The following is a 19,112-nucleotide window of genomic DNA, read 5'->3' on the forward strand; positions in this document are numbered from 1 at the left end:
CTTACTACATAGGCAAAAAGCTAGAGATTCCCCTAGCTTTTTACGTGTTTTAAATATCCTCTTTGCGCGATCATAAAGTAAATGGCAGAAGCTAAAATGTATGCTCCAATTACAAGCGCACCTGATTTCCACAAATCAATATAAAGCATTTTCCCTAACGTATGAAGAGCAACTCCACTATGAATGGAACCGATTAAAATTGGGATAAAGAAGATAACTCCCATTTGTCGAATCGCAATTTTGCGAATTTCTTTATCTGTCATACCGATTCTCTTTAACGATTTAAATTGAATACGATCTTGTTCTTTATCGTTAAACCATTTAAAGTATGTCATACTACAAGCGAAGAAGAAGAACAGTACTGCTACGAAGAAACCGATGAACATTGTAATTGCTCCACCTTCTCTTATATCCTTATACGCAAACACTGAATTTCTCAATTCTCCTTGCTTTTCTGGTGCAATTTCATTTTTCAAATCTAATACAAGATCTTCTGTACTTTTCCAATCCTCAATATAATAACCGTAATATTTCCTCTTTTCTTCATCTGGTACGAGTTTTGCATATTTCTCAAAATCTTGATCATTTACAACGAGATATTCACTATCATTAAAAACAGAATACTGCGTTGGGGCATTTAATTGAACAGACTGCTTTTGTCCGTTAATTGTAAATTCATACGGTTTCGTACGATCTATCTTCATCAGTTCATTTGACATATCAACCATAACCATCGTTGCACTACCCATTGCATTATGAATTTCTGAAGGTTGCTCTCTCTTTTGTTTACGCACTTCCGCATTATATTCTTTTTCTGAAATAATCGTCATCGGTACTTCATGTTCACTATTAAACAACGTTATTTTCTGTGTTGCTGGTAGTTTTATGTATGTTACTTTTCGCGCATCTTCAAACCCGTGTCTCTTCACAAGCTCCTGTACCTTTTCTTCATTAATAAGGCTATATGTATTTAACCCCTTTTCCTCATATGAGATAGCATGTGGTGTAAGTTCTACCGTTTTCGCACTCAAATTTTCAAAATATACGTAAAGCGTGCCAACTGCCGAGGATACAATCGCCGTAATAATAGAAATTACAAATAGAAAACGAGCATTATCTTTCATTTTATAAATAAGGTTGCTAAGAACAAACATATTTGGATACGTATAGAAAGATTGCTTTCTTTTTTGTAATGCTTTTAATACAACTGTACTACCTTGTGTAAATAGTAAATACGTTCCGCCAATTGTCAGTCCTACCACCGGTAAAAAGAGGATGATGAAATTCAGAAACGTTACTTGGAAGCTAAGTACATATGCAGCAATAATACATCCTATACCAACTACACTTAACCATGTAAATGCAAACGGCTCTACTTTTTGCTTTCTTGCTTCTCTTAATAAATCAATAATTTGCAAGCGTCCTACTGTCCAAACACTAAATAATGATAGGATTAAAAATAGAATAAAGTATACACCACCTGTAATAAGAACTGCTTTACTATTCCAAACGAGTGGAAGTGTCTTATCTATTTTCAATAATACGCTTAACGCTTGGAAAAATAATTTTGAACAAAGCATTCCAACCCCAATACCAACTACAATTGCAATACCACCTAACATCAGTTGTTCTAATATAATCATTCGGCCGAGCTGCGATTTCGTTCCGCCTATTAATGTTAGTAGACCAAACTCTTTTTTTCTTGCTCGTAAAAACGTTGAATTTGCATATAAAATAAAGAGTGCCGAGAAGATGACCACAATATAATTCATCGATTCTAATCCTTTTGTAATCATCTTTCTCATACTAATATTACCGCTTACGACATCTGGATGATAAATAAAAGAAGCATACATGAAAAATACGACAATCGATAAACAACTACTTATAAGAAACGCTTTATAGTTACGCCAATTCCCTTTTACGTTATTAAGCGCGAGCTGGCGAAAGTTCATGATATTCTCCTCCTAGCATCGCAAGTACGTCCAGAATTTCTTGGAAAAAGGCTTGTTTCGTTCTTCCTTTATGTATTTCTGAGAAAATTTCTCCGTCGCGAATGAATAGAATACGTTCGCAATAACTCGCTGCTACTGGATCATGCGTTACCATTGCAATTGTCACTTTCTTTTGTTCATGTAAGTCTTGCAACGCGCTCATTAATGATTTTGCTGACTTCGAATCTAAGTTTCCAGTCGGCTCATCTGCTAAAATTAACGTAGGCTCATGAATAATCGCTCTCGCAGCTGCTGCACGTTGCTGTTGTCCGCCTGATACTTCGTATACTTTTTTATTTAAAATTTCTTCGATGTTTAAAAACTTCGCAATTTCCAGTACTTTCGCATCGATTTCATTTACAGATTTCTTCGCCATTACAAGTGGTAAAATAATGTTTTCTTTAATAGATAACGTATCAAGTAAGTTAAAATCTTGGAAGATGAACCCTAAATGTGTACGGCGAAACTCCGCTAATTTTGCAGCACGCATTTGATTAATTTCTTCCCCATTTACAAGCACATGACCTGAAGTTTGCTTATCAATTGTCGCCAATAAATTTAAAAGCGTTGTTTTCCCGCTTCCCGAAGGACCCATAATCCCTACAAATTCGCCTTCTTCTATTTTAAAATTTATATCGTTTAAAGCAGTCGTCGCTACTGAACCTTTTGATTGGTACACCTTCGTTAATCCTTTTACTTCAAGAACACTCATTTCTAATCCCCCTATGTGTTTTCTTCTTACATTTACTATAAGAAAAATAAGAAAAAGAAACGAGTGATTTCCCTTACAAAACGTTTTGTTATCTTACAGTTTTGTCATTTTTCTCATCAATGTATGATATTCTTCATCTTTTGCAAATTGGAACGTGAATGTTGTCCCTTCTCCTTCAGCCGATTGAACATACATTCCATGATGTAAATTATCGCAAATTTCCTTCGTAATATATAAGCCCATCCCAGTCGCTTCTCTCGTTTTACGTCCATTTATTCCCGTAAAGAATGGGTCAAATATGCGCTTTACGTCTTGCTCTGGAATACCAATTCCATTGTCCTTAATATGTAATAACACCTTTTGATTTTTCTCTTCAATTTGAAATTGAATTTCTTTTTTCTCTACCGCTGAAATTTTGGTATACTTGATTGCGTTTACAACAATTTGACCTATAGCAATGCTCAGCCATTTTCTATCAGATGCAACCATACAAGTATCTTCTTCAAACATCACTTTCGGGAATACAGACGATTGAATGAAGGATTTTCGGTTTTCATTAATAATACCTCGCACGATATCTATAACATTTACTACTTCTACCTTATAATCTTTCGCAAACTGCTCTAGTCTTGCCATATGTAACGCTAAATCTAACCCATTTAGTATACGGTTATTTTCTTCACGGATACTTTCAACTGTTACTCTTGCCTCACGATGCTCTTTGCCAAACTTCTGCAACAATAATTCAATAACAGATACTGGTGTTTTCATTTGGTGAATCCATTGGTTCATAAATATCATTTGCTGTTGCTCTTTCGCATGCTGTTTATGAATTTCATTCATATATTGCTGTCTTAATAACGTAAAAGATTCAACGACCATTTCTTGCTCTGATGTATAAGATTCATCAATAAGTAAAGAGTCATGTAATGTATTTCCGCCAGTAACGTACTTTTCGATCCTCTTTAAAAACACACTCCGTTTTCGATAATCGTAAATGAGGTATACAGTAAACACAACTGTTCCTAATAAAAGTCCATATAACCACGTACTCCAATCAATGGATTTCTTTTCTAAAAGACTTTGCAACTGCAAAACGAGCCCAAATAAACAAAGGCTAACAATATAAGAAAGAATTAAAGGAAAGCGATCCACGAGGTAATTTTTAACCTTCATGCCCTTCGCCCCACTCCGTAAGAAGCGCATAACCATATCCACGTTTCGTTACAATTGCATTTTTAATGCCTAGCTCTTCTAGTTTCTTCCTTACACGTTTTACATTTACGGTTAATGTATTATCATCCACAAATGCTACTTCATCCCATAGAGCTTCTAACAGTTCTTCACGCGTTACATATTGATTCACCTGTTTCATTAAACACTCTAATAAGTAAAACTCATTTTTTGTCAGTTCAGTTTGTTGTCCCTGCCACTCAACGATATGCTGGGACGGGAATAACAACAGTCCATTTACACCTAAACAATCACTCTCAGCAGCAGAGGCATACTCTCCATAGCCACGGCGAAGCGCACTCTTCACCTTTGCCATTACGATATCTAAATGGAATGGCTTCGTAATATAATCATCGCCGCCATTTTCAATCGCCATCACTTGATCCATTTCCCCTGTTCTTGCAGAAACAAAAATAATCGGCGCATTCGATACAGTACGAATTTGACGACACCAATAAAAACCGTCAAAGTACGGTAAGTTAATATCAAGTAACACAAGATGAGGATTTATTTTTACAAACTCATCTTTTATATGACGTAAATCACTTGCTCTAAATGATTGATAGCCATACCTTTCTAAATGCTCCTCTAATATTCCCGCAATTTTCTCATCATCTTCTACAATTAATATTTTATACATGTTCTTTTTCTCCCCATAAAAGAATTCTTCTACATTTACTCCTTTTTCCATTATAAATTGAAAATTTAATTAGTGGGGATTTTTCCCTATAATAATCTAACTATTGCAATATAAAGTGATACTTTAATCAGTGGAGGTTCTACGGGCAAATAGTGGGATAAAAAAAAGACTGCCATATTTCGGCAGTCTTAATCGATAAATTCAAATTCATATTCAAGAATTTTTACAATATCTCCGTCTTTTGCACCACGTGCACGAAGCGCTTCATCAATACCCATTCCGCGCATTTGGCGAGCGAAACGACGTATAGATTCATCACGTGAGAAGTCTGTCATTTTGAATGTCTTCTCGATATCGTAACCAGAAATAACAAATGTGCCGTCACTTTCACGTGTAATTTCAAATTTAAGACTTTCAGCATCAAATTTATACATTACACTTGCTTCAGACTCTTCGACAACATCGTACATTGGGAATTCTGGTGTTGTTTCTAATAAGTTCGCTACTTCAAATAGTAAATCACGAACACCTTGTTTCGTTACAGCTGAAATTGGGAAGATTTTTACTTCGTCTCCCACTTTCTCTTTAAATGCTTGTAAGTTCTCTTCTGCATCTGGCATATCCATTTTGTTTGCTACAACAACTTGCGGACGCTCTGTTAAACGCATATTGTATTCTTTTAATTCATTATTAATTGTAACATAATCTTCATATGGCTCACGGCCTTCTAAACCAGACATATCAATAACATGTACAATTACACGTGTACGCTCGATATGACGTAAGAATTGGTGTCCAAGTCCAACGCCAGCATGTGCGCCTTCAATTAGTCCAGGAAGGTCAGCCATCACGAAGCTGCGGTTATCACCAGTTTCAACAACACCAAGATTCGGAACGATTGTTGTAAAGTGATACTCTGCAATTTTCGGACGTGCTGATGATACAACAGATAATAATGTAGATTTACCTACACTTGGGAATCCAACAAGTCCAACATCTGCTAGTACTTTAAGTTCTAGAATGACATCACGTTCTTGACCTGGTTCTCCGTTTTCAGCGATTTCTGGTGCTGGGTTCGTAGCTGTTGCGAAACGTGAGTTACCACGGCCACCACGGCCACCTCTTGCGATTACAGCAGTTTGTTCATGCGTTACTAAATCGGCAAGAATTTGACCAGTTTTTTCATCTTTTACTATTGTTCCTGGTGGAACCTTTACGATTAAATCTTCAGATTTACGTCCGTGCTGACCTTTACTCATTCCGTGCTGACCGCGATCAGCTTTGAAATGACGTTGGTAGCGGAAGTCCATTAATGTACGTAAGCCTTCCTCAACTACGAAAACAACATCTGCACCTTTACCGCCGTCGCCACCTGCTGGGCCACCTTTAGGAACATACTTCTCACGACGATACGCAACCATACCGTTACCACCGTCGCCGCCTTTTACATATATCTTGACCTGATCTACAAACATTATTTCACCACACTTTTTCAATTGGTTGTAATATAACTGAGACTTCTTCGTCTCGCACTGTATAAGAAATGGAATACCATTTATTGTTTTGGGTCGCAAGCCAATTCTGTAGTTCTTCTACACTCGTTAGCTTACCACGAAAATCAAAAAAGAAACGAGCATTATCCGCGTCACATTCAATTGTGATACAAACATAATTTTCAACATATACGTCTAAACTATGCTGAAGCATCGAGAAAAATTGATTCGTCCATGTACATACAGTCTCATCTAAGTGAGATAAGTTATGTAATTTCCCTAATACTTCGTACTCCAATAAGCACGGCTGCTGTTTCCAATTATATGTTAAAATCCACTCTGAAAATAAAGGCATTGATAGCCCCATCAGATTGGATTCTTGTCTCGCTTCTTGGACAAAACGATCGATGAGACTATGAATTTCTTCCACTTTTCCAAGGGAAAGGTTTCCTTTCACCATCTGCATACGATTGAGCCAATCATGTCTTGAATGGCGCAATGCATCTATAATTGTCCATTTTTCATTCATTTAGATACCCCTTAATATAGAAAAACTCTAACCTGCACTCAGGTTAGAGTTTTCCGTGAGTTCTTATGCTTCTTGAGCAACAGGATATACGCTCACTTGTTTGCGGTCACGGCCAAGACGCTCAAAGCGTACTACGCCGTCAACTTTCGCGTATAAAGTGTCATCGCCACCACGACCAACGTTAACACCTGGATAAATTTTTGTACCGCGTTGACGGTAAAGAATTGAACCACCTGAAACCGTTTGACCATCTGCGCGTTTAGCACCAAGACGTTTTGACTGAGAGTCACGACCGTTCTTTGTACTACCTACACCTTTCTTAGATGCGAAAAACTGAAGATCTAATCTTAACATACGTTACACCTCCTGCACTTTTTCTATTAAACGGATATACTTTCCGTAATCAAGTTCGATCGTCTTAAGCGAAACAACCAATCCTTCCAAAAGTATCTGTGCTTTTTCTACTGTATGAACGTCTAAATCATTAGGCAATTCATACGTTAAGAATCCGCCATCACTTCCGAGTTCAATAGTTGCCTGCACATTACAAAGTTCTTCCACTGCATTTATAGAACCAAACACAACCGCTGTAGTTCCAGCACAGACAAGGTCTTGTCCATGTGGCGCATAATCGGCATGTCCAGTCATTTTAAATGATTGGATACTTCCTAATTTCGTGCGACTTATCGTAATTTTAATCATGTTAACCTGGATTAAGCGTTGATAGCTTCAACAACTAGCTTAGTGTAAGGTTGACGATGACCTTGTTTCTTACGATTGTTCTTTTTCGCTTTGTATTTGAAAACGATAATTTTCTTAGCGCGACCTTGTTTTTCAACTTTCGCAGTAACTGTTGCACCTTCTACAACTGGGCTACCAACTTTAACGTTTTCGCCACCAACGAAAAGAACTTTGTCAAAAGTAACAGTTTCACCAGCTTCAACATCTAATTTTTCAATGTAGATTGCTTGACCAGCTTCAACTTTAATTTGTTTTCCACCTGTTTCGATAATTGCGTACATACTTGCACCTCCTCTTAATTACTAAGACTCGCCAAAAACGAGGTAGACATATATGCCTTTAGGGAACCTGTCTTGTGCGGTTGTAGCATATAGCCGTTTAGGTGCTATAAACTATAACATAAAGATGTTATCATGAATCATAGACGGTTGTCAATAAATGTTCTGCTAACTATTTTTTCCGCTCTACAATTTCTGTTTTACTTCCAAAACGGACAATTGCATACTTTTCGATCATATCATCTTTGAAATAAATTTCAAATGGAATATTTTTTTGTAATTCTTTTTGCAAAAATTGTTTTTGCAAGTCTTTAGGTGCAGCGATTAATACTGCCTCATCCTCTATATTGCCATATGTAATTAGCTCTCTCTCTAACTCATACGCAATTGTCTCATATGACATCATATACCCCGTCGCTTTGCACGGTACACATTCTTCTAGTAATACGTCGCGTAAAGAATGTTTCTTACGTTTACGTGTCATCTCTAAAATCCCTAACTCTGTAAACCCAAGCACTCTTGTATATGTGCGATCATTTTGCATAGCAGCCATGAGACATTCTCTTACCATTTCTTTATCTTCTCTTCTTTTCATATTAATAAAATCAATTAATATCATACCACCGATATCACGCAGTCTTAATTGACGTGCAATCTCTTCAGCTGCCACTTCATTTGTACGAAGGACTGTATCTTGTAAATTCTGTTTTCCAGTAAACTTGCCCGTATTCACATCAATTACAGTCATCGTCTCCATTTGTTCCACAATTAAATAAGCACCATTCGGGAGCCATACAATTTTTTGAAGTGCTTTCTCGATTTCACGCTCTATTCCAAAATGGTTAAACATTGAAGATTTTTCATTATAAAAAGATACTTTTTCTTTTCCAATCTTTCCCTCTAATTCTTTTACTATACTTCTTGTATCTACAACTACTTTTTCAATTGTTTCAATCGGATTCTCTTGGAATACACGATCTAAAAAGGTGGCCGGTCGATGAAGTAATAACGGCGCCTTTCCTTGGCCCTCTTTTCTTTTTAGCTCTTCATATAACTGCTGTAACATTTGCATTTCAGCTTGTATTTCTTCAATCGCTCCTTTTTCAGAAGCAGAGCGGAAAATGTAACCCCCTGTTCCTTCTACCTCAATTTGGAGTAACTGTTGTCTTTTTTTATTATTTTTTATTTTCCGAGAAACAGCGCGCATCTCATCAAACGGCATATAAACGACATATTTCCCGGTAAATTCTATATTCGCTGTCAATTTAGGCCCTTTCGTATCAATTGCCTCTTTTACAACTTGTACGAGAATCGCTTGCCCTTCATGTATACGATAACAAGATGGTACATCATCGTATGAAAGATACGCATGTTTTTCTAAACCGATGTTTACAAATGCTGCGTTCATTCCAGCGATTGTTCTTACGATACGTCCGGCATAAATATGCCCAACAATCTCTTGCTCTTCATTACGTTTCCATAAAAACTCAACAATTTTTTTCTTCTCTTCAATTGCAACGCGCTTTTCCGATCCAGCGTAATTCACATATAACGTTTTCAAAATTATTTCCTCACTTTATAATCTTCTTTGCTTTTACAATAATAAAAGGTTAGTGCTATCGTCAACACTAACCGATTAATTCTTCAACTGATGAAGTTGTTCGTTTTTCAGTAAAATATGCATAGAGCAGTTCATTTTCATCTAATGTGTAATGTTCTTTATATTTTCCATGGACGATAATAGAGTGCTTATATCCTCTACGAAATTTTGTGAATATCTTATATAAATGATCTTCTGATTGCACTTCAATAGGTGCAATCTTTTCAATTCCTCTTTTGTTCCCATAATAACGTTCTAATAAAAAACGCATAAAGGCATACCGTCTTTGTTTCCACTCTTGATATAACGACACTGCCAAAAACATGAGTAGTACCCACATCATAATATTATTGCTATTCCAGAGTAACTGCCATCCTAATATTACACCAAAAAAAACACATGACAATTTCATCATCTTTCCATGTGCTTGTAAATAAGGAAAACGATATGATAGTATATTAAACAATACTTTCCCGCCATCTAACGGCCAAATAGGGAGTAAATTAAACGCTAAAATAATTATATTATTCCACATAAAGAAATAATATAAATCCGCGTTCAGCCAACCGGCTTCAAATAATATATAACCTACTAGCATCATCCAAACATGTTGAATCGGTCCTGCAATTACGACAACAAGTTCCTCTTTCAACGACTTATTACCATGTTCCTCAAGCTCAGCCACGCCACCAAACGGCAAAAGCTGAATTTTTTTTATACGCCAATTATAGTGCGCTGCTGCAAGAGCATGCCCAAGTTCATGAATAAGAACAATACAAAATAACAGTATTAATTCTTTAAAACGTGCAGTAAAAATACCAATGACAATGATAACCCAAAATAATGGATGCACGGAAATTTTCGTTAAGACGTCCCTATATTTAATCAAATGATATCACCTGGATCGGATCAATAAATTTTTCATTCTTTTTTATCGCGAAATAAAACTTTCCATTTTTATCATTTGTATCATTACTCACCGTTCCAATTTTTTGTTTCTTTGAAACGTAATCATATAATTTCACTGACATATCGTTTAAATTTGCATACCATGACTCCGTACCATCTGCATGTTGAATTTGAACTGTATTTCCAAGTTCCTCTTTCTTACCCGCAAAAACAACTAATCCTTCATTCACTGACTCAACTGTTGCATTTGTAGCTGTTTGGACAAATACACCTTGGCCATTTTTTTGAAACCCTTGCATTACTTTTCCAGAAGCAGGAATTGCATAATTTTTTTGCTGAATACTTCCTTCTTTTTTCTCATTCGGTGAATAAAATACAAGCGGTTTTCCAAATTGCTTTTCATACCATTTCGCTACAGTAGCAAACTGAAATTCCTCTTTCATCACTTTTTCTGTAACAGCTTTAGCACCATCGAACGAAGACGGGGCATTCTTATATAAAATAGCAACCGAAAGAACTAATATTGCTGATAATAAAACTTTGAAGAAAAAGACTTCCTTTCGAAATAAAGGGTGAATTTCCTTTTCTCCTTCTTCAATAAATACTGTTTCGCTACCAAAATTCCCTCCGGTAAAATACTGCTCTTCCTCCATCCTTTCTTGCTCGGCCTTCCTTTTCGCAATCCGCTTTTTAATTTCTTCTACGCGTCTATTCTTCATACTGTCTCCTTTCTTTCCGTAAGCTAATTTCAATAGAAACAGTTGTATACAGTTTGTACATGTGTATGAGCTAAGAAAGAAAGATATTCGTGTGAAGAAAAAAGAAAGCACTTCGCATATGTGCGAAGTGCTTTTAACGGATTCCAAAGAAGTTTTTTACCTTTGCAAATACCGATACCTTTTCTTGTTCAAATGCTTGTAATGGTACATTCTCACCCAACAAGCGTCTTGCGATATTACGATAAGCCAACGCTGCTTTTCCGCTTGGTTGCAACGCCACAGGTTCACCTGTATTTGTAGCTCGAATAACTTCATCGTCATCTTCGACAACACCAAGAAGCTCGATTGACAATGTACGTACAATTTCATCAACATCTAACATATCCTGTTCATGAAGCATATGACTACGTACACGGTTAATAACAAGTTTTGGTGGTTCAATATCCTCTTTTTCTAAAAGCCCAATAATACGATCCGCATCGCGCATTGAGGATACTTCTGGCGTCGTAACAACGATTGCTTTATCCGCACCAGCTACCGCATTTTTAAATCCCTGCTCAATCCCCGCAGGACAATCAATTAATATGTAATCATAATCTTGACGTAATACTTGTATTAATTCATCCATTTGTTCAGGTGTTACCGCTGATTTATCACTCGTTTGTGCTGCAGGTAATAAATAAAGATCATCAAAACGTTTATCTTTAATAAGAGCCTGAGGTAAACGGCAACGCCCTTCAACGACATCAACAAGATCAAATACAATACGATTTTCCAGCCCCATTACTACGTCTAAATTTCGAAGACCGATATCTGTGTCAATTAAGCACACTTTCTTTCCAGATAACGCTAGGGCCGTACCAATGTTCGCAGACGTTGTAGTTTTACCTACTCCGCCTTTTCCAGATGTAATTACTATTGCCTCTCCCACAGCTATACAATTCCCCTTTCTAACTTTGTTAAATTAGGTCTAAGATGAGTGAGAAGTTGCAGGCGATCGACAACAATGTGATTGTTCTCATTAATATACGCACATTCTGCCGCCTCCGCTCCGTCTTCTTTCTCTTCCGGAGCCCGCATTGCCACATCACTAATTCGAAGTTGCATCGGGTTCATAACAGATGCAGCGATTACAGCATCCGAATCCCCATAATACCCAGCATGTGCAATTCCTCTTAATGATCCTACAACAAAAATATTCCCCCCAGCGATAACCGTTCCGCCTGGATTAACATCTCCAATTAACAACAAATTTCCTTTTACATGTAAAACTTGTCCAGAGCGAACAATTTTGGAAATAGGGACAATTTCTGTTTCTTCTTTCCAAGCTATTGCTTCTGCTTTAGTGATAACATCACTTTTAATTGAATCCACAACAAGATTCTTTTTATTACGAATTAACGTACGAATCTCTTCTTGTTGGACTTCTGTTAAATAACGATTTCCTACTTTCACATGCACTTCAATTAAAGAGCGTCCATCACCATCGTAGTAATGTGTAGAAAGTTTTTCGTCTAATTCTATCAACAATTCAGAGAATGAACAACAATCATCTAAATGAAGCGTTATCCCATCTTTTGTCCCTTTTATCGTTACATTTTGTTGCTTTTTTTCTTCCACTAAAGTTCACCCCACCGATTCAATTCGACATAAAATTAGAAAATCCTTTTTTCTTTTTCTTCCATCGCTTTTGAAAGACGCAATATATATCGTCTCAGTGGGAAACAAACTATCAACAAGAAAATAGCATTTAACAATAAAGTAGCAAGGAGACGATCTGTGAAAAAGACATACGCTGGCATATGAGTACGTCCCAACAAAGTTAAAAATCCATACACATAATACTCTAGTGCTACAACGCTAGCTAATATGATGGAAACAACAATAAATAAATTCAATTGCAGTACTTTCATCACACTATAAACTAAATAAGCTAAAATCGGATAAGCAAAAATATATATACCGACAAGTTCTGTGTATACGGTATCAAATAAGAAACCAAATAATAGTCCGTAATAAATCCCTTGGACCGGACTATAATACACTGTAATAAAACATAAGACGATTATAAAGAAATGCGGTGCTGCTATACTCTCTTTCCAAAACACATTTGTTGGAACAATGGTAGCAAACATATTTTCAAATAGAAACACAAAAAGGAGCAAAAGAGGAAGAGCTGCTCTTTTTAAAATCTTCATCATCTCTTCTCTCCCTCCTATTCTAATGGCGCTGAAGGCTTTTTACGTTTAGCAACCATAATATGCTCTACGTCATTTAAATCAGCGGCAGGTTTTACATAAGCTGTTTTTGTTAAGCCGTATGCATCTGGTTGTACATCAACGATTTTCCCAATTACAAGACCTTTCGGGAAAATATCACCTAGTCCAGATGTTACAACCATTTGATCTTTTTCTACTTTTGCATCAGAACCAATCTTTGTGAAAAGAAGTAAGTGTTTTTCTTTGTCGTAACCTTCAATTAAACCAAAGATATTTTCTTGCCCTTGTACAATAGCAGATACACGATTTGTTCGGCTCATAGAGCTTAATAACTCTACTGATGATGTAAACTGAGATACACTTTTCACACGTCCAACTAAACCTTGTGAAGTCATAACAGCCATATCTTTTTTAATTCCTTGCTGTGCCCCTTTATCAATTCCAATTAAATCGTACCATTTATCTGAACTACGAGAAACAACAGTAGCTGGAATCTCAGTATAATCGCTCAGCAACTCCTTTTTTCCAGTTAACTCTTGTAACTTCTTGTTATCATCTTCTAATTGTTTTACTTTCCCTGATAGACCTGCATAATTATCTAATTTTGCTTTTAATTCTTTATTCTCTTCATACGTGCGCTTTACATCCTCTACATTTTCGAAGAATCCAGCTACGTATTTCGCTGGCTTTTGGAATACACGTTCTACAACACCGACAGTGTCTTTAACAAACTGCTCTGGCCATGTTAAACTGTTCCGTTCTTTCAATGAGATTCCAATCAATGCCACGAGAAGAATAATACTAACTAACAAAACAATTAATCTTTTGTTTAAGAAAAACTGTGGCACGTTCACACCCTCTTAATTTCACTGATTTTTATTTTGCAATATTATCGAGCAGCAGTTTTGAAAAGATCGATATTGTCTAATGCTTTACCTGTTCCAATTGCTACGCAATCTAATGGGTCTTCTGCAACAAGAACTGGCATTTTTGTTTCTTCACTAATTACTTTATCTAAATTACGTAGTAATGCCCCGCCACCTGTTAATACAATACCGCGGTCCATAATATCAGCTGCTAATTCAGGTGGAGTTTTTTCTAGTGTATTTTTAACTGATTCTACAATCGCATCTACTGTATCTTTTAATGCATCTGCAATTTCTTCTGGCTGAATTAGTACTGTTTTTGGTAAACCACTTACTAAATCACGACCGCGAATTTCCATAGGCTCGATACCTTCTGGCTCGCCTGCAGAACCGATTTCTAATTTTAATGCTTCAGCTGTTCTTTCACCGATCATTAAGTTATAGCTTTTCTTAATGTACTGAATGATTGAATCGTCCATATCATCACCAGCAACACGAACTGACTGACTTGTTACAATACCTCCTAAAGAAATAATTGCAACTTCTGTTGTACCACCACCGATATCAACTACCATACTACCAGTTGGTTCCCAAACAGGTAAGTTTGCACCAATTGCTGCTGCAAATGGCTCTTCGATAGGATAAGCATCACGAGCACCCGCTTGACGAGTCGCATCGATTACTGCACGTCTTTCTACAGCTGTAATACCAGATGGTACACATACCATTACATACGGCTTACGTGAGAAGAAACCGTTTGATTTTTGAGCTTGTTGAATGTAATATTTCATCATTGTTGCAGTTGTTTCATAATCAGCAATTACACCGTCTTTCATCGGGCGAAGTGCCACAACGTTCCCTGGTGTACGACCAATCATTTGTTTTGCGTCGCTACCTACAGCAACGATTTGTTTCGTATCAGTTTGTAACGCAACTACTGAAGGTTCACGTAAAACTACACCTTTTCCTTTTACATATACAAGCGTGTTCGCAGTTCCTAAGTCTATTCCAAGATCGCGAGTAAATCCACCAAATCCAAACATATTATTTATCTTCCTTTCTTGTTTTCACGGACTCATTTTTTCTTACTTTATATTATAAAAACAGTACGTTTTTTATATCTTTATCCTTTTTGTAGATAAATTTCTACAAAAAACTCATAAATCACATTATAAAACAAAATAAGTAAAAAGCATAGTCTTAAATATGACCTTTTTCCTTTAAACTCACGAATTTATGGTCACCTATTATAATATGATCTAGCACTTCAATTCCGATAATCTGGCCGCATTCTACTAAACGTTTTGTTACTTCAATATCTTCACGGCTCGGCGTGGGATCTCCTGAGGGATGGTTATGAAGACATATAATAGAGGCTGCTGCACGACGGAAGGCTTCTTTAAAAACTTCCCTGGGGTGTACAATTGACGTGTTTAAACTTCCAATAAAAATCGTTTGCCTATGTAGAACTTGATTTTTTGTATTTAAATATAAACAAACAAAATGCTCTTGTTGTAAAAAACGCATTTCTTCCATCATGTATTTCGCACAATCTTCTGGACTTCGAATACTATATCTATTTTGATATTCTAAACGCACCATTCTTCTGCCTAGTTCAAAGGCTGCCATAAGTTGCGATGCCTTTGAAATCCCAATACCATGTATACTAATTAGCTCTTCTAATGTTGCATCTTTCAACATACGTAAGCCATCAAATTGGTGTAAAATTTTATCTGATAACTTTAACACTGTTTCTTCTTTAGAACCTGTTCTGAGTAATACTGCGAGAAGCTCTCGATTTGATAAACTTCCGGCACCTTCTAACAATAAACGCTCCCGTGGCTGTTCTTCTCTTACAACATCACGAATACCGTTCATCTCTCCACTCCTTTATTTGTTCTCTCAAAGAAAACCCCATGCAATTTTACGCATGGGTTACATCAATATCAAATTGTTTTAATTCCCTAACGAGACGTGCAATTGGTAAGCCAACTACACTATAGTAGTCCCCTTGAATATTTTGAACGAAAATAGATCCTTTACCTTGAATCCCATAACTACCGGCTTTATCAAGAGGTTCTTTCGACGTGACGTATGTATCAATTTCCTCTTCTGTTAGCTCCCAAAACGTAACTTCTGTACGCTCATAAAAAGTAACCGTTTTTTCTTTTGATATAATCGCAACACCTGTATACACTTCATGTGTTTTCCCTGATAGTAATTGTAACATCTCTTTCGCCTCATCCTCATTAGAAGGCTTACCAAGAATACGCGACTCATATGTAACAATTGTATCTGCACCTAACACAATGTGATCACTATTATTTTCTGCCACCGCTGATGCTTTTTGCAAGGCAAGCGACATTACAATATCAGAAGGCGATGAATATGCACCAATTGTTTCCTCTACTTCACTTACAACGATTTCAAATGGTATGCTAGCTAACTCAAGCAATTCCTTCCTCCGAGGTGATCCTGAAGCTAAAATTATTTTTTTCATATTTTCTCCTTCCTTTCTCACATGAAGCAGAACAATTTATATCAATCGTATCAAAGGAATAGTTTGTCCACAAATGAAAGAAATATTAATTTCTCTAACTAAAATAACAATTCTTTATTGCATACGATTATATTCCTGTCATAGAGAAAGCACTTTGCTCTAAATTCAAAAGAAAAGAAAGAAGTACATGTACTTCTTTCTTACTCATTTTATTATCCTATCATTTCACTTTCTACGAAACAATTTTTTCATACGAAAGTAGGCCATCAATAATAACTTGATTTAATTTCACCAAAGATTCCTTATCCATTTTCCCATCTTTTACTGTTTGTACAGCTACCGACGTATACATATACAGTTTCTTTGCTTCTTCTTGCTTCATACTTTTCCCCTCTTTTTCAATCGCTTTCCATTCTTTTTCAATCGCTTCTATATCTTTTGCGCTGCTTTTTCCACCAACTTGTACACTAGAAGCATATTTTGCTAAATGAGTGTATAATGGCTGCACTTTTGCTAAAAATGTTCCTACTTCTTTATCATCTTTCAGCAACGCTTTATCTGTTATATACCAGTTCTTTTTTAAAACGGAGACACCATCATTTTTATACTGAGTCATTAATTGATTTATAGCCTGTTCATCGCTAGCAATACCAACAACTATTGCATACTTATCCCCGCTCGGTCTCAAAGCTCCAATGCCCCCATTGCCTTTCCATTCTTCAAGAGCTGCTCGTCCCTTTTCTTCAGAAGAATAAAGCCCCCCTTGAACAAAAAATAATTTCATCGGATCCAATGACGCTCCTGCCTGTGCTTTTTGTTTTTCTTCTTTTGGTTCTGATGTTTGTCCTGCCGTTCCACCCACCTTTGATTCTCCATTCCCAGTCGGCTTGGAAGCTGTTACTTCACTTCCTCCTGTCGTTCCTTGTCCGGTGAGTAAATGAAGCATCCCCATTCCAAACGCCGTACCGATAATAATTGCGGTTGCAACGATTGCAATTAATGTATTACTCCACTTCTTTCGGTATTTTTCCACAGACATCGATTTCGCTTTTTGAAACGGAACAACATTTCTCGGTCGTTCACCTTCTACTACCATCCATTCAAATTCATCTTTCTTCTTTTCCTCATACTTCGCTTCTGTTCCATTCACTTTCACTGAGATTGTTCGTGATTGCTTGTCCATACACTCACACCTCACCTCTTATCGTTGTCCGCATCATATCATATTCCTTTCACAAAAAAACGAGATATTTGTCAGAGAAATTCGCCAAATAACCCTATATATTTATCTTATATGTATGCTTTTGACTTCATTTGTAGAACAAAAAACTAGATAGCAAAGACTATCTAGTTTTTCTCGCGAATATATTTTCGAACTTCAGAAATGAAATAAAGAGAACCTGTTATGATGAAAACATCATTTTCTCCTATCATTTCAACTTTTGTATCAATTGCCTCTTTCCAATTTTCAAAAACTAATTTTGATTCTTTTTGTGAATATGATGCAAGTTTATCAGCAGAGATAGCACGATCAAAGGCGAATGTTGTAAAAATAATTTCATCTGCAATGGTTTCTAATTGGCCTACCATGTTATGCAATTGTTTATCACCAAGGGCAGTAAATAAAACTATTACATTTTTATCTTTGTAATGCGCTTCTACTGTTTTCACAAGGCTTTCAATACCTTCTGGATTATGGGCACCATCTATAATAATATCCGGGTTACTTTGCAGCTTTTCAAAGCGCCCAATCCAATACGCTTCCCGTAATCCCGTTCTTATTTCCTCTTCCTCAATTAAAAATGATAGATATGTTTTTACATACATGACTGCCATAAGTGCTAGCGCTGCATTTCCTACTTGATGAATGCCTTTCATTGAGATTTGCAAATCTTCAAATGCGGCAAAAGGACAAGTAAAATCAAACTCTTCCCCATCTTCTTTAGACTGCTTATGTAACGCTGTAAAATGCTTGTCAAGTTCGTATAGGTTTGCATGGTTTTCCTTTGCAACATTTTGAATGACTTCCAAAGCTTCTTCGTCCTGCACACCAGTAATTACCGGCACACCAGATTTAATAATCCCCGCCTTTTCATATGCAATTTCTCCTAGTGTATTCCCTAAAATATGCATATGATCGTGACCGATATTCGTAATAATCGTGAGAACAGGGTGTATAACATTAGTAGAATCAAAACGTCCACCAAGCCCTGTTTCAAATAAAACAACATCACAGAAATTGACTTTACCGAAATAACAAATTGCCATAACAGTAATAATTTCAAACTCCGTCGCTTCCCCTAAATCCGTCTCATCTAGTTTTTCCACGACTTGTTTTACCATCTTTACAAGTTCAGTAATCTCTTCATCTGCAATTGGTGTCCCATTCACACTAATGCGTTCATTAAATGTTTCGATATAAGGAGAGGTGAACGTTCCTACCTTATATTTCGCGCCTTCTAACATGTAGCGCATATATGTTAACGTTGAACCTTTTCCATTTGTACCAGCAAGATGAACACATTTTATATGACGCTCTGGATTTCCGAGTTCTTCTAGCATCCATCTCATTCTTTCTAATCCTGGCTTAATTCCAAATTTCAATCGGCTATGAATCCACCCTATCGCTTCTTCGTATGTATGTATCACGTATGCTTTTCCCCTTTCAAAAGACAACTT

The 19,112-nt window shown here is 36.6% G+C and carries 21 protein-coding genes and 1 other annotated feature; all 21 genes read right to left on the minus strand.

Annotated elements, in window-relative coordinates:
* Positions 1–32 precede the first annotated feature (32 nt).
* Positions 33–1,955 carry an ABC transporter permease gene (locus BCG9842_RS22085; RefSeq protein WP_001011409.1) on the minus strand — a complete coding sequence of 641 codons (1,923 nt, stop codon included), beginning with the start codon at positions 1,953–1,955 and terminating at the stop codon, positions 33–35.
* Positions 1,930–2,706 carry an ABC transporter ATP-binding protein gene (locus BCG9842_RS22090; RefSeq protein WP_000114530.1) on the minus strand — a complete coding sequence of 259 codons (777 nt, stop codon included), beginning with the start codon at positions 2,704–2,706 and terminating at the stop codon, positions 1,930–1,932. The genes BCG9842_RS22085 and BCG9842_RS22090 overlap by 26 nt, the downstream gene beginning before the upstream one ends.
* Before the next feature lie 93 nt (positions 2,707–2,799).
* On the minus strand, positions 2,800–3,882 hold the full coding sequence (locus tag BCG9842_RS22095) for a HAMP domain-containing histidine kinase (protein WP_000865417.1): 1,083 nt from the start codon (positions 3,880–3,882) through the stop codon (positions 2,800–2,802).
* Complete coding sequence (locus tag BCG9842_RS22100; protein ID WP_002082113.1) at positions 3,872–4,579, minus strand: response regulator transcription factor; 708 nt, start codon at positions 4,577–4,579, stop codon at positions 3,872–3,874. The genes BCG9842_RS22095 and BCG9842_RS22100 overlap by 11 nt, the downstream gene beginning before the upstream one ends.
* A 188-nt stretch (positions 4,580–4,767) precedes the next feature.
* Positions 4,768–6,054: a GTPase ObgE gene (gene obgE, locus BCG9842_RS22105; protein WP_000497121.1), complete on the minus strand. Its 1,287-nt coding sequence runs from the start codon at positions 6,052–6,054 to the stop codon at positions 4,768–4,770.
* A 4-nt stretch (positions 6,055–6,058) separates the two neighbouring features.
* Entirely contained in the window at positions 6,059–6,601 is a 543-nt protein-coding gene (locus tag BCG9842_RS22110) for a sporulation initiation phosphotransferase B (RefSeq protein ID WP_001003585.1), read from the minus strand.
* A 63-nt stretch (positions 6,602–6,664) separates the two neighbouring features.
* Entirely contained in the window at positions 6,665–6,955 is a 291-nt protein-coding gene (gene rpmA, locus BCG9842_RS22115; protein ID WP_000944957.1) for a 50S ribosomal protein L27, read from the minus strand.
* Between the two features lie 3 nt (positions 6,956–6,958).
* Complete coding sequence (locus BCG9842_RS22120; RefSeq protein WP_002082112.1) at positions 6,959–7,303, minus strand: ribosomal-processing cysteine protease Prp; 345 nt, start codon at positions 7,301–7,303, stop codon at positions 6,959–6,961.
* A gap of 11 nt (positions 7,304–7,314) precedes the next feature.
* A complete protein-coding gene (gene rplU / locus BCG9842_RS22125; RefSeq protein ID WP_000270907.1) occupies positions 7,315–7,623 on the minus strand; it encodes a 50S ribosomal protein L21 in 309 nt (102 codons plus the stop codon).
* Positions 7,624–7,637: 14 nt separating this feature from the next.
* Positions 7,638–7,715, minus strand: a sequence feature (ribosomal protein L21 leader region).
* 77 nt (positions 7,716–7,792) lie between these two features.
* A complete protein-coding gene (locus BCG9842_RS22130) occupies positions 7,793–9,181 on the minus strand; it encodes an Rne/Rng family ribonuclease (RefSeq protein WP_000855476.1) in 1,389 nt (462 codons plus the stop codon).
* Positions 9,182–9,248: 67 nt separating this feature from the next.
* Positions 9,249–10,109: a M50 family metallopeptidase gene (locus BCG9842_RS22135; protein ID WP_000599047.1), complete on the minus strand. Its 861-nt coding sequence runs from the start codon at positions 10,107–10,109 to the stop codon at positions 9,249–9,251.
* On the minus strand, positions 10,102–10,848 hold the full coding sequence (gene spoIVFA / locus BCG9842_RS22140; RefSeq protein ID WP_000797477.1) for a stage IV sporulation protein SpoIVFA: 747 nt from the start codon (positions 10,846–10,848) through the stop codon (positions 10,102–10,104). Before spoIVFA ends, BCG9842_RS22135 begins: the two co-directional genes overlap by 8 nt.
* 133 nt (positions 10,849–10,981) lie before the next feature.
* Positions 10,982–11,779 (minus strand): septum site-determining protein MinD, encoded by a 798-nt coding sequence (gene minD / locus BCG9842_RS22145; RefSeq protein WP_000503309.1) that lies wholly within the window; start codon positions 11,777–11,779, stop codon positions 10,982–10,984.
* 2 nt (positions 11,780–11,781) lie between these two features.
* Entirely contained in the window at positions 11,782–12,468 is a 687-nt protein-coding gene (gene minC, locus BCG9842_RS22150; RefSeq protein ID WP_000391514.1) for a septum site-determining protein MinC, read from the minus strand.
* 35 nt (positions 12,469–12,503) lie between these two features.
* The gene (mreD, locus tag BCG9842_RS22155) at positions 12,504–13,049 is read right to left on the minus strand and encodes a rod shape-determining protein MreD (protein WP_000975762.1); all 546 of its coding nucleotides are present in this window, start codon (positions 13,047–13,049) and stop codon (positions 12,504–12,506) included.
* A 14-nt stretch (positions 13,050–13,063) separates the two neighbouring features.
* Positions 13,064–13,915, minus strand: a complete 852-nt coding sequence (gene mreC, locus BCG9842_RS22160) for a rod shape-determining protein MreC (RefSeq protein WP_001135484.1) — start codon at positions 13,913–13,915, stop codon at positions 13,064–13,066.
* Positions 13,916–13,956: 41 nt separating this feature from the next.
* Positions 13,957–14,976: a cell shape-determining protein MreB gene (mreB, locus tag BCG9842_RS22165; protein WP_000466736.1), complete on the minus strand. Its 1,020-nt coding sequence runs from the start codon at positions 14,974–14,976 to the stop codon at positions 13,957–13,959.
* Positions 14,977–15,133: 157 nt separating this feature from the next.
* Positions 15,134–15,811 carry a RadC family protein gene (radC, locus tag BCG9842_RS22170; RefSeq protein WP_001013396.1) on the minus strand — a complete coding sequence of 226 codons (678 nt, stop codon included), beginning with the start codon at positions 15,809–15,811 and terminating at the stop codon, positions 15,134–15,136.
* 46 nt (positions 15,812–15,857) lie between these two features.
* Positions 15,858–16,433, minus strand: a complete 576-nt coding sequence (locus BCG9842_RS22175) for a Maf family protein (protein WP_000720491.1) — start codon at positions 16,431–16,433, stop codon at positions 15,858–15,860.
* Positions 16,434–16,665: 232 nt separating this feature from the next.
* Positions 16,666–17,616, minus strand: a complete 951-nt coding sequence (locus BCG9842_RS22180) for a hypothetical protein (RefSeq protein ID WP_000360994.1) — start codon at positions 17,614–17,616, stop codon at positions 16,666–16,668.
* Positions 17,617–17,780: 164 nt separating this feature from the next.
* Positions 17,781–19,082 (minus strand): bifunctional folylpolyglutamate synthase/dihydrofolate synthase, encoded by a 1,302-nt coding sequence (locus BCG9842_RS22185; RefSeq protein WP_000582079.1) that lies wholly within the window; start codon positions 19,080–19,082, stop codon positions 17,781–17,783.
* Positions 19,083–19,112: the final 30 nt, after the last annotated feature.

The sequence above is a fragment of the Bacillus cereus G9842 genome (genome assembly GCF_000021305.1).
Classification (GTDB): Bacteria; Bacillota; Bacilli; order Bacillales; family Bacillaceae_G; genus Bacillus_A; species Bacillus_A thuringiensis_S.